Source organism: Trabulsiella odontotermitis (genome assembly GCF_001188485.1).
In the GTDB taxonomy this organism is placed as follows: domain Bacteria; phylum Pseudomonadota; class Gammaproteobacteria; order Enterobacterales; family Enterobacteriaceae; genus Trabulsiella; species Trabulsiella odontotermitis_A.
Window position 1 is genome coordinate 1 of record NZ_JNGH01000074.1, and the last position, 12,544, is coordinate 12,544.

Genomic DNA, 12,544 nt, shown 5'->3' on the forward strand with positions numbered 1-12,544 from the left:
GCAGCTCTTTGCGGCCAATCAGCATCGTCTGGTAATAGAGCTGGATATCCGCTGGCGGTACGGTGCGTGCCAGGTCGCGCATTCTCTGCTCTACTGCGGCCATGTCAGCGCCCAGCGCCGACGGTGACAGTTGCACCATCGCAATGCGGTGCAACAGGCTTTGCATTTCAACCAGCAGCGCTTCCCATTCCACGCCGCGCTGGGCGGCTTCGTTAACCAGCGCCATCACGCGTTCGCCCTCGGCCGCGACCAGCGCTTCTATCAGCGACAGCGCCTGATCGTCATCCAGCGTGCCGAGCATGGTGCTCACCGCGTCGGTGGTCAGTTGCCCTTCTCCGCTGGCAATCGCCTGATCGGTCAGGCTGAGCGCATCGCGCAGGCTGCCGTCAGCGGCGCGGGATAACAGCTGCAGCGCGCGCGGTTCGAAGCTGATTTTCTCTTCGCCGAGGATATGCTCAAGCTGATGGCGAATTTGTTCGACATCCAGCGCTTTCAGGTGGAATTGCAGGCAGCGGGAAAGAATGGTGACCGGCAGCTTTTGCGGATCGGTGGTCGCCAGCAGGAATTTCACATGCGATGGCGGCTCTTCCAGCGTTTTCAGCAGCGCGTTAAAGCTGTGGCGCGACAGCATGTGCACTTCATCGATCAGGTAGACTTTAAAGCGACCGCGCGCCGGGGCGTACTGGACGTTATCCAGCAGATCGCGGGTATCCTCTACTTTGGTGCGCGACGCGGCATCGATCTCAATCAGATCGACAAAACGCCCCTGCTCGATTTCACGGCAGTTATCGCACACGCCGCAAGGGGTCGCGGTAATACCGGTTTCGCAGTTGAGCCCTTTCGCCAGCAGTCGGGCGATAGAGGTTTTCCCGACGCCACGGGTGCCGGAAAAAAGATACGCGTGATGAATGCGTCCTAACGATAAGCCATTCGCCAGGGCTGTCAGCACATGTTCCTGGCCAACGACGTCAGCAAAGGTTTGTGGGCGCCATTTTCGGGCTAAGACCTGATAACTCATGGGCAGGCTCTGCAACGCTGGAAGGTGGATTGTCAGGGGAGTCATGCTAACACAGCCTCGCAGTGACCGCGAGACTGTGTATTCGAGTCGGGATCAATGTCCCGGGAATGGAACCAGGCTGTAGCTATGAATGCCCTGATTTTCCAGGCGCTTTTCGCCACCCAGATCGAACAGGTTAATGATAAACGCCGCATCAGTGACTTCACCACCCAGACGACGAATCAGTTTTACCGTCGCTTCAATGGTGCCGCCCGTCGCCAGCAGGTCGTCCACCACCAGCACTTTATCACCCGGATGAATGGCATCCTGGTGAATTTCCAGCTGATCGGTGCCGTATTCCAGTTCATAGCTTTCGGCAATAGTTTCACGTGGCAGTTTGCGCGGTTTACGCACCGGGACAAACCCTACGCCCAGCGCCAGCGCGACCGGGGCACCAAACAGAAAACCACGCGCTTCGGTGCCCACCACTTTGGTGATACCGGCGTTTTTATAACGTTCGGTGAGCAGGTCGATACTCAGCGCGTAGGCTTTCGGGTCTTCCAGCAAACTGGTGACATCACGGAACAGAATGCCAGGCTTCGGATAATCCTGGATACTTTTGATGCTGTTTTTCAGATATTCAAGCTGCTGTGCAGTCGCTGTCATAGGTTTATGCCTGATAAATACTATTACTAAAGGCGCGCAGCGTTCCGGGCCAGGAAGACAACTGTCTAACCTTTGACCGGGCGCACCTGTACTCGAAAACGCTCGAATTTACTGGCAGAAAGCAATAATTGCAACAGCCATTATTGTGCTTTACGGTTTTTGTTGCTTTGCATCAACCACCGGCAGTCGCCACATAAATATGAGCAGACAGAAAAGGATAATCAGAAGCAAGATTCGTACCCACGCCATTTTTACCATCCATAGCGAGAGGCCGAATGTGATTAAAATCACCACAATGGCACGCGGTTTCGCGCCTGCTGGCATCGCCTTGTGTTTCTGCCAGAAACGCAGATAGCCGCCAAACCACGAGCGGTAGAGCAGCCAGTGGTGAAAGCGCGGCGATGAGCGTGAGAAACACCAGGCAGCAAGCAGAATAAAGGGCGTCGTCGGTAGCACGGGTAAAAACACCCCGAGCGTTCCTAAGACTACCGCCAGCCAGCCAATGATGATTAAAATAGTACGTTGCATAATGCGAATCGTTATCAACCATGACCGCTACTGTAACATAAACACTCACCATTACTGGAAGCGCAACGTGAAAACTGACTCGCTTTTACACATGCTGGAAAAGCAGCTGACTATGCTGGAGGCTCGCACTGCACCGCTGGCGCAGTTTGCGACGCTCGGCCCGCGCTTCGACAGGCAGTTATTTCAGACGCGCAGCTCGCGCCTGGACGCGTGTCTGGCAGAAGCGCGGCATCATCTCAGCGCGCTGAAGCAGGCCGTGGAAAATCAGCAACGACCACAGATAACCTGGCTTGCGGAACATCTGGCGGCGCAAATGGAAGCCATCGCCCGCGAAACCGACGCCTGGTCGCTGCGATCCTGGGATACCGGTTCTCCTGCGCTGACGCGCTGGCAGCGGAAACGACTGCAGCATCAGGAATACGAACGTCGTCTACTGGAAATGCGGTGCCAGCGCGAGCAGCAACGGGCGCAGGCCACGGGGTTCGAGGAGCAGCAGCGGCTGTCCCGTGAAGTGGAAGNCCTTGCAGGATATTGAAGCCGTTCTGGCGCGAATGACGCGTTAACAGGAGACAGTATGTCACTCGAAAATGCCCCTGAAGAGGTCAAACTGGCGGTCGATCTGATTATGCTGCTGGAACAGCATGAGATCCCCCCGGAAACCGTGTTGCGCGCGCTCGAGATTGTGCAGCGGGATTTTGAAAAGAAACAAAAAAACGCGGAAGCCGCCTCGCAAGAAAGGAATCCGCCGTCTGATGCCGGGTGATAAATGAAGAACTGACGGCGCTGACGCACTAAGAAGTCACGGGGCGAGCACTCACCCGCCCCGCGTGCTTATTCGCTTACCGCGCCTGCGGCATCATCCCCGTTGATCTCTCGCTTCACTTCCGTGACTTCATCACCTTTTTCATTACGCAGATGGACTTCCAGCTGGTTAAAGGCAATGTCGATACCGTTTTCACGGCACAGGCGATCGATAGCCCGGTTTAGTTCATCCACCGTGTAGCTGCGATCGCGCAGTTCGCGGACGTACAGACGAAGCTCGTGATCCAACGTACTGGCGCCAAAGGTGGTAAAGAACACGGCTGGTGCCGGATCCTGCATCACCGTCGGATGTTCATTCGCCGCTTTCAGCAGCACCTCTTTGACCTTGTCGAGATCGGAACCGTAGGCCACGCCGAGGCGGATCACCACGCGGGTAATGGTATCGGACAGCGACCAGTTGATCAGTCGCTCGGTCACGAAGGCCTTATTCGGGATGATGACCTCTTTTCGGTCGAAGTCAGTAATCGTCGTGGCACGGATACGGATCTTGCTGACGGTCCCCGAGAAGGTCCCGATGGTCACGGTATCGCCGATGCGCACCGGGCGTTCAAACAGGATAATCAGACCAGAAACAAAGTTACCGAAAATTTCCTGTAAGCCAAAACCAAGACCCACCGACAACGCCGCCGCCAGCCACTGCAATTTATCCCACGAGACGCCAAGCGATCCAAACACCGTCATCGCGCCCGCCGCGATAATGACATAGTTCAAAATAGTGGTAATGGCGTAGGACGCCCCCTGACGCATATTCAGTCGGGAAAGCACCAGCACCTCAAGCAGGCCCGGCAGGTTGCGGATCAGCGCCCAGGCGACCATCGAGGCGATCACCGCGAACAACAGGCTGCCCAGCGTAACGCTCTTCATGACGCTGGCGCCCGCCTCGGAACCGGTGTAATGCCACAGGGTAATGCTGTCCAGATAAGCGAATACGGTGATGAGATCGGACCAAATGGCCCAGAACACCACGGCGAACAGCGCCACCATCACCAGCATAGTGATACGCAGCGTTTGCTGGTTGACCTGCTCCAGCGCGATGGTCGGCTCTTCCTGCGGCTCCGCACCTTCCGCGCCCTCTTTCACCATATGCTGACGGCGCGCCAGTGCACGGCGGTAGGCGATGCGACGAGCGGCGACGCTCAGCCCGCGCAGTACGGTTTGATAGAGCAGATTCCAGATGATGACCAGATACACGGTTTCAATCCAGCGCCCGGCCAGCCGCAGCGTGGTGTAAAAATAACCGGTGGCGGTGAGCACCATCAGCGCGATCGGGACTATCGCCAGCACGGTGATGGTGGCCAGACGCAGGCTGTGAGACTCTTTGTCCCGCCAGCTGTCACGGCACATTGGCCAGATCAGGATGGTGATCAGCAGCAGGTTGAGCAGAATGACAAACTGCCCCAGCACATCATCCATCAAATGCAGTGGAGACAGTTCAGACACCACCGACCAGAAGTGCAGCGGCAACAGCGCGAGGCTGACGCGCACAATCTGGCGTCGCCAGTGGCTGGTCAGTTCCGCGGGCATGTTGAAATGCGTGACGGCGACGCCATTTTTTTCCAGCACTTTCCAGCAGACGCCAAATACCAGCCAGAACATCGCCAGCTTTTTACTGAACGCCCACAGCAGGTCGCTGACATTGAGTTGCATGGTGAGCAAAATCAGCCCGACGGCGAGAATAATCATCACCACCGGCAACGCACGGATCAGGTCGATGAGAATCGCTTTCGGCGTATGCAACTGACTGTCGTTACGCAGTTGCCCCACCTGAGACGCCAGTTTCTGTTGATAATCCCGCAGCCATTTCAGCCGCCAGCGAATCAGCGCGGCAATCAGTAACAACGGCAACCCGGCCAGGAACGCGATAAACACCGCCGGCCACGCCTTTTCCCAGTTCACGGTAATTTTCATCGCCTTAAACTGATCTTTCAGCGCTTTCGGGAAGGATTTAACCCATTCCCAGTCCATCGGCTTGTTGCTGTTGACCCAAAAAATCTGCTGCGTGAGGATCTCTTTTAAGCTTTTCGACACGCTCACCAACTGCTGCTGGTTGATTTGCAGGTTAATCGCCATCATCAGCTGGTTGCCCAGCTGTTTGTTGAGCTGATCGAGCAGCTCGCGGCGCATGTCGACAACCTGCAGCAGCGCGTCATGCACCTCGTCATTCACGTCGCTGCTGTGCCCCTCTTCCAGTTTTGCGACAAAGTTGTCGCTCTGGAAAAGCGCATCACGCTGCTGGTTGACTTCGAACTGTTCAAGACGCAAATCCGCAATGCGGTTGGTCATATCCTCGAGTTCGTCGGCGGACGGCAGCGTCTGTTGCTGCTGGTAAAGAATGCGCGACAACAGCAGGCTACCCTTCAGAACGGCAATCTGCTCTTTAATATTGCGTTCGGACTGCAGGGCGCGATCCAGCCAGTTTTTGACTTTGATGTTTTGCTGAACCAGCTGGTTGCCGTTTTCCGTCGCGGTGATCAGCCGCTGGCTCAGCTGATGGTTAATTTCCAGCTCCTGTTTCACCAGCGGATTGGCCTGAATACGCGCCGTTTCGTCCGGCGTCACCGCTTCCTGCGCGGTTTTTTCGGTCAACGTCAGGCGCTTGCTGTTGACCGCCTCCTGCAACAGCTGGAGCTGATGCTCAAGGCGGTTGCTGTTGGCCGTCACATAGTCACGCTGTTTCTGCAGCGTATCCTGTAAAATCGTGTTGCCTTCGAGGCTTTTCCGCTGCTGGTCGATCTGCGCATTGAGCAACGCCTGCTGCGTCAGCAACAGCCCCTGTTCGCTGGGGCGCAACGCGCCTTCGCCGACCATTGTGCCGTTCAGACGGTTGCGGATCTGCTGAAGCTGTTGCGACGCCGTATACATGGCGTTCTGCACCCGTTCAGGCTGCGTCTGCAACGACACTAATTGGCTGTTATAGGTCGCGAGATCGTTTTGTGAGGTCTGTAAATCGTCGAGGATTTGTGACACCCGCGCTTCAAGTTGTCGCAGCGACAGCGTGCTCAGCGTTTTACGGGTTTCGTCGTCGTTATCGACGTCGCTCAGCGCGTTGAGGCTGTCCATCGCCTGGCGCATTTTGGCAGGCGCCTGCGCGACCTGTTGCTTGAGCTGCGCTGTCTCATCTTTGACGCGGTCGATTTTATCGAGCGTCTGTAATGTTTCAGTAAGATCCTGCTGGATAAGCTTGTCCTGCGCAGAGAGGTCTTTTTGCTTATTCAGGGCATTGAGCTGGCTCTGGACATCAGCGCGTTCGGGCAGGTCATTCGCCCCCGCGCGGGCCTGACTCATCGAGACGATGCTAAAAAAACAAATGAATACGACAAACAGTGCGGTGAGATTATTCCGCCAGCGAATTGAGTGCAGCATAGTGTTATCAAGAATGATTGCAGAAACCGGGATGACCGGGGACAATTGCCCGGCGAAGAATAGCACTTCTGCTTTCAGCCGAATAGCCAAAGACGCTAAGAAAATTCCTGGTGTAGTGCTGAAAATTCACGCCGGTAACGCGCGCAGCGTCGGGCAAAACTGATACATTTCCAGTAATATAGCGACGTAGTCCCGGGCTTCTTTTTTGAGATCAAACGACTGAGGGGAAAAAAGCCAGTTCTCCATGATGCCGGAAATGTAGCTACGCATCAGGATCGCTGAGCGGCGGGTGAGTAGATTGGCGGGCAGAAGTTGGGCTTGAATGCACTCCTTCAGCGTCTGTTCAATGCGGTCGTAACTCTCGAGACACAGGCTGCGTTGCGCCTGTTGCACCACCGCCATCTCACCGACGAACTCGCATTTATGGAAAATTATTTCCATCATCAGGCGACGGCGCTCTTCGATCACCGTAGCTTCAAGAATATAGACTAGTATTTCCCTTAAAACTGAGAGTGGATCGCCGGGGAATTTTGCCCGATACTCAGTTTCGAGATCGCTGATACTGGACTCTGAAAGCTCCCAGATCTCACTGAATACTTCTGATTTGTTTTTGAAATGCCAATAAATAGCACCACGCGTGACGCCAGCGGCTTTTGCAATCTCTGCCAGTGAGGTGGATGATACTCCCTGCTGCGAAAACAAACGCAGCGCGACATCCAGTATGTGTTGCCGCGTTTCGAGCGCTTGCTGTTTGGTTTTTCGTGCCATATGTCGGTGAATTTACAGGGGTTAGATTTACATACATTTGTGAATGTTTGTACCATAGCACGACGATAATATAAACGCAGCAATGGGTTTGCGGACATTTGATCCATTGATCAATTTGAAATCGGATACTAGAGGTTTACATATGAACAAAAACAGAGGGTTGACGCCTCTGGCGATCGTTCTGATGCTCTCAGGCAGCTTAGCGCTAACAGGATGTGACGAAAAACCGGCTCAACAAGGAGCGCAACAGATGCCCGCCGTTGGTATCGTAACGCTCAAATCAGAACCTCTACAGATCACCACTGAACTTCCGGGCCGCACCAGCGCGTACCGTATCGCCGAAGTTCGCCCACAGGTCAGCGGTATCATCCTGAAACGTAACTTTGAAGAAGGAAGTGATATCGAAGCCGGTGTCTCTCTGTATCAGATTGATCCAGCAACCTATCAGGCCAGTTATGAAAGCGCGAAAGGTGATCTGGCGAAAGCGCAGGCCGCCGCCAACATCGCGTCGCTGACGGTCAAACGTTATCAGAAACTGTTGGGTACCAAATACATCAGTCAACAGGATTACGACAACGCGCTCGCCGATTCACAGCAGGCAAGCGCCGCCGTGGTCGCCGCGAAAGCCGCGGTGGAAACCGCACGCATTAACCTCGCCTACACCAAAGTCACGTCACCGATCAGCGGCCGCATTGGCAAATCCGCTGTGACGGAAGGCGCGCTGGTGCAGAACGGCCAGTCAACCGCGCTGGCCACCGTGCAGCAGCTCGATCCCATCTACGTGGACGTGACCCAGTCAAGCAACGACTTTCTGCGTCTGAAAGAAGAGCTGGCGAGCGGCAAGCTGCAGCAGGAGAACGGCAAAGCGAAAGTTGAGCTGGTCACCAGCGACGGCAAAACGCTGCCGCAGGCGGGAACGCTGGAATTCTCCGACGTGACTGTTGATCAGACTACCGGTTCTATCACCCTGCGCGCCGTCTTCCCGAACCCGAAAGGCGACCTGCTGCCAGGCATGTTTGTGCGTGCCCGTCTGCAGGAAGGCACCAATCCGAATGCCTTGCTGGTTCCGCAACAAGGCGTGACCCGTACGCCGCGTGGTGATGCGACAGCGATGATCGTTGGCGAAGGCGACAAAGTTGAAGTGCGTCAGATCACGGCAACGCAGGCGATTGGCGACAAGTGGCTGGTGACTGACGGTCTCAAATCTGGCGATCGCGTCATTGTTACAGGACTGCAAAAAGTGCGTCCTGGTGTTCAGGTAAAAGCGCAGGAAGCCGCAGCGGAAAATAATCAACAAGCCGCGGCGGGCAACCAGCCTGAACAACCTAAGTCTTAACTTAAACAGGAGCCGTTAAGACATGGCTAAGTTTTTTATCGATCGCCCCATTTTTGCATGGGTTATCGCGATCATCATCATGTTGGCAGGGGCGCTTGCGATCCTGAAGCTGCCAGTGGCGCAATATCCTACCATTGCGCCGCCCGCGATTCAGATCACCGCAAGCTACCCTGGCGCGGATGCGAAAACGGTCCAGGATACCGTGACGCAGGTTATCGAACAGAACATGAACGGTATCGATAACCTGCTGTACATGTCCTCGGCCAGTGATTCCTCTGGTACGGTACAGATTACGATTACCTTTGATTCCGGGACGGACGCGGACATCGCGCAGGTTCAGGTGCAGAACAAACTGCAACTGGCCATGCCACTGCTGCCGCAGGAAGTTCAGCAACAGGGTGTAAGCGTAGAGAAATCGTCCAGTAGCTTCCTGATGGTTCTCGGTATGATCAGTACCGACGGCTCCATGACCCAGGAAGACATCGCGGACTACGTCGGTGCGACCATTAAAGATCCGGTCAGCCGTACCAGCGGTGTCGGTGACGTTCAGCTGTTCGGCGCCCAGTATGCGATGCGTATCTGGATGGATCCGAACAAACTGAATAATTTCCAGTTAACGCCTGTAGACGTCATTACCGCGATCAAAGCACAGAACGCCCAGGTGGCGGCTGGTCAGCTCGGTGGTACACCGCCGGTGAAAGGCCAGCAGTTGAACGCCTCGATCATCGCGCAAACCCGTCTGACCAACACCGATGAGTTCGGCAAAATTCTGCTGAAAGTCAATCAGGATGGTTCTCAGGTTCGCCTGCGTGATGTGGCGAAAATCGAACTCGGTGGTGAAAACTACGACGTTATTGCCCGCTTTAACGGCCAGCCGGCGTCCGGTCTGGGGATCAAACTGGCCACCGGCGCCAACGCGCTGGATACTGCCGAAGCGGTCCGCGCGACCATCGCCAAACTGGAACCGTTCTTCCCGCATGGCCTGAAAGTGGTTTACCCGTACGACACCACCCCGTTCGTTAAGATCTCCATTAACGAAGTGGTGAAAACGCTGGTCGAAGCGATCGTGCTGGTGTTCCTGGTGATGTACCTGTTCCTGCAAAACTTCCGTGCGACGCTGATCCCAACCATCGCGGTGCCGGTCGTACTGTTGGGGACGTTTGCGATCCTCGCCGCGTTTGGCTATTCGATAAACACCCTCACGATGTTCGGGATGGTGTTGGCGATAGGCCTGCTCGTGGATGACGCCATCGTCGTGGTGGAAAACGTCGAACGTGTAATGATGGAAGAAGGGCTACCGCCGAAAGAAGCCACGCGTAAATCCATGGGCCAGATTCAGGGCGCACTGGTTGGTATCGCGATGGTGCTGTCTGCGGTGTTCATCCCGATGGCCTTCTTCGGCGGATCGACCGGGGCCATCTACCGTCAGTTCTCCATTACTATCGTTTCCGCGATGGTGCTGTCCGTACTGGTGGCGATGATCCTCACCCCTGCCCTGTGCGCCACGATGCTGAAACCGGTGGCGAAAGGCGATCACGGCGAAGGCAAAAAAGGCTTCTTCGGCTGGTTTAACCGCATGTTTGATAAGAGCACGCACCACTACACCGACAGCGTTGGCAACATCCTGCGCAGTACCGGTCGTTATCTGCTGCTCTATATCATCATCGTGGTCGGCATGGCGTATCTGTTTGTTCGCCTGCCAAGTTCGTTCCTGCCGGACGAAGACCAGGGCGTGTTCCTGACCATGGCGCAGCTTCCGGCCGGTGCGACGCAGGAGCGTACGCAAAAAGTGCTGGACGAAGTGACCGATTACTACCTGAAAAACGAGAAAGACAACGTTAACTCCGTCTTTACCGTTAACGGCTTCGGTTTCTCCGGGCGTGGTCAGAACTCCGGTCTGGCGTTTATCTCACTGAAAAACTGGGATGAGCGTCCGGGCGAAGAGAACAAAGTACCGGCTATCGCCGAACGCGCCAGTGGGCACTTCGCCTCCATCAAAGATGCCATGGTCTTCGCCTTTAACCTGCCCGCTATCGTGGAACTGGGTACGGCGACTGGCTTTGACTTCCAGTTGATTGACCAGGCGAACCTGGGCCACGAAAAACTGACCCAGGCGCGAAACCAGCTGTTTGGTGAAATTGCGAAACATCCTGACCTGTTGGTCGGTGTTCGTCCAAACGGTCTGGAAGATACGCCGCAGTACAAGATCGATATCGATCAGGAAAAAGCCCAGGCGCTGGGTGTTTCCATCAGCGACATCAATACCACGCTGGGTTCTGCCTGGGGCGGTAGCTACGTCAACGACTTCATCGACCGCGGTCGTGTGAAGAAAGTGTACGTGATGTCCGAAGCGAAATACCGCATGCTGCCGGACGATATCAACAACTGGTTCGTGCGCGGTAGCGACGGGCAGATGGTACCGTTCTCCGCCTTCTCAACGTCACACTGGGAATACGGATCGCCGCGTCTGGAACGCTATAACGGTCTGCCATCGATGGAAATTCTCGGTCAGGCTGCACCCGGCAAGAGTACCGGTGAAGCCATGGCGATGATGGAAGAACTGGCGAGCAAGCTGCCGACGGGTATCGGTTACGACTGGACGGGCATGTCCTTCCAGGAACGCCTCTCCGGTAACCAGGCACCGTCGCTGTATGCCATCTCGCTGATTGTGGTCTTCCTCTGTCTGGCTGCGTTGTATGAGAGCTGGTCGATTCCGTTCTCGGTCATGCTGGTGGTGCCGCTGGGGGTTATCGGTGCGCTGTTAGCGGCGACCTTCCGCGGACTGACCAACGACGTGTACTTCCAGGTGGGCCTGCTGACAACCATTGGCTTGTCGGCGAAGAACGCGATATTGATCGTAGAATTCGCCAAAGATCTGATGGAAAAAGAAGGTAAGGGGCTGATTGAAGCGACGCTGGAAGCGGTCCGTATGCGTCTGCGTCCGATCCTGATGACCTCGCTGGCGTTCATCCTCGGGGTACTGCCGCTGGTGATCAGTTCCGGCGCAGGCTCCGGTGCGCAGAACGCGGTGGGTACGGGCGTTATGGGCGGTATGGTGACCGCAACCATTCTCGCTATCTTCTTCGTACCGGTGTTCTTTGTGGTGGTTCGTCGCCGCTTTAACCGCAAGAATGAGGATATTGAGCACACCCACACGGTTGAGCATCACTAATCCTGCACATCAAGGGCCGCAAATGCGGCCCTTTTTTCTCACCAAAATCCCAAAAAGAAGTTATTGCCTTAAGGTTTATTTAAGATAAGGCGATTAAAGTATATAATACAGCGTATAGGGGTTTATCCCTCTCATCTTTACGTGTTAAATATTACCTCTAAGAAAACTGCGCGGACCACCAGGAATATTCCTGGCTGAGTGATGACATTAAGAATTGTCATTAAATTCTGTGTGATAATACTAACTTAATGAATTATAAGGACCATACATGGAACTGGCTCTTTAATCCATGGTCGCACGTATTCGTTTTACTAACACGATGGGTGGATTAACTTTTATTACGCCGGATATTTGTAATTTTTCGTAATAGCCCAGTGAAATCTTTATAAGAGTAGATTATAGTAATAGCTAATCAGGTTTACAGCTAATGCCTCAGGTCAGTCAGTAGTCTCCATCCCGAAACGGTGTTTGATCGTCGTCGTGTATACCACTCATAAGGGGATGCGTTATGGACGAATATTCGCCAAAAAGACATGATATCGCACAGCTTAAATTTCTCTGCGAGACCTTGTATCATGATTGCCTTGTTAACCTCGAGGAGAGTAACCACGGCTGGGTTAACGACCCGACTTCCGCGGTTAATCTTCAGTTGAATGAGCTGATCGAGCACATTGCAACCTTCGCACTTAATTACAAAATTAAGTATAATGAAGACAATAAACTGATTGCTCAGATTGATGAATACCTGGACGACACATTTATGTTGTTCGGTAACTATGGGATTAATGCAGAAGATCTGCAGAAATGGCGGAAGTCCGGGAACAGACTGTTTCGTTGTTTCACTAATGTGAGCCGGGCCAACCCCGTCAGTCTCTCATGTTAAAGATATTAC

The 12,544-nt window shown here is 54.5% G+C and carries 9 protein-coding genes and 1 pseudogene; 5 read left to right on the top strand and 5 right to left on the bottom strand.

Features of this window, described 5'->3' with window-relative positions:
* From dnaX to GM30_RS07670, 3 genes are all read right to left on the bottom strand, one after another.
* A partial coding sequence (gene dnaX / locus GM30_RS07660; protein ID WP_155483942.1) for a DNA polymerase III subunit gamma/tau occupies window positions 1-1,018 on the bottom strand: 1,018 nt, incomplete at its 3' end.
* A 93-nt stretch (window positions 1,019-1,111) separates the two neighbouring features.
* Complete coding sequence (gene apt / locus GM30_RS07665) at window positions 1,112-1,663, bottom strand: adenine phosphoribosyltransferase (protein ID WP_049848134.1); 552 nt, start codon at window positions 1,661-1,663, stop codon at window positions 1,112-1,114.
* A 150-nt stretch (window positions 1,664-1,813) separates the two neighbouring features.
* On the bottom strand, window positions 1,814-2,191 hold the full coding sequence (locus tag GM30_RS07670) for a DUF454 family protein (protein ID WP_049848135.1): 378 nt from the start codon (window positions 2,189-2,191) through the stop codon (window positions 1,814-1,816).
* Between the two features lie 67 nt (window positions 2,192-2,258).
* Here GM30_RS07670 and priC point away from each other — a divergent pair.
* Both priC and rsmS read left to right on the top strand, forming a co-directional pair.
* Window positions 2,259-2,720, top strand: a pseudogene (priC, locus tag GM30_RS07675) (primosomal replication protein PriC); the annotation flags it as partial.
* 45 nt (window positions 2,721-2,765) lie between these two features.
* Window positions 2,766-2,954, top strand: a complete 189-nt coding sequence (rsmS, locus tag GM30_RS07680; protein ID WP_049848136.1) for a pleiotropic regulatory protein RsmS — start codon at window positions 2,766-2,768, stop codon at window positions 2,952-2,954.
* Window positions 2,955-3,022: 68 nt separating this feature from the next.
* Here the strand turns inward: rsmS and mscK are convergent, their stop codons facing one another.
* Both mscK and acrR read right to left on the bottom strand, forming a co-directional pair.
* Window positions 3,023-6,376, bottom strand: coding sequence for a mechanosensitive channel MscK (gene mscK / locus GM30_RS07685; RefSeq protein WP_049848190.1), 3,354 nt, complete (start codon window positions 6,374-6,376; stop codon window positions 3,023-3,025).
* Window positions 6,377-6,502: 126 nt separating this feature from the next.
* Window positions 6,503-7,144: a multidrug efflux transporter transcriptional repressor AcrR gene (gene acrR, locus GM30_RS07690; protein WP_049848137.1), complete on the bottom strand. Its 642-nt coding sequence runs from the start codon at window positions 7,142-7,144 to the stop codon at window positions 6,503-6,505.
* A 142-nt stretch (window positions 7,145-7,286) separates the two neighbouring features.
* Between acrR and acrA the strand changes: the two genes are divergently transcribed.
* The 3 genes from acrA (at window position 7,287) to tomB (ending at window position 12,535) form a co-directional block, all read left to right on the top strand.
* Entirely contained in the window at window positions 7,287-8,480 is a 1,194-nt protein-coding gene (gene acrA, locus GM30_RS07695) for a multidrug efflux RND transporter periplasmic adaptor subunit AcrA (RefSeq protein WP_049848138.1), read from the top strand.
* Between the two features lie 22 nt (window positions 8,481-8,502).
* Window positions 8,503-11,652 carry a multidrug efflux RND transporter permease subunit AcrB gene (gene acrB / locus GM30_RS07700; protein ID WP_049848139.1) on the top strand — a complete coding sequence of 1,050 codons (3,150 nt, stop codon included), beginning with the start codon at window positions 8,503-8,505 and terminating at the stop codon, window positions 11,650-11,652.
* Between the two features lie 508 nt (window positions 11,653-12,160).
* Window positions 12,161-12,535: an Hha toxicity modulator TomB gene (gene tomB / locus GM30_RS07705; RefSeq protein ID WP_049848140.1), complete on the top strand. Its 375-nt coding sequence runs from the start codon at window positions 12,161-12,163 to the stop codon at window positions 12,533-12,535.
* The last annotated feature ends 9 nt before the right edge of the window (window positions 12,536-12,544 follow it).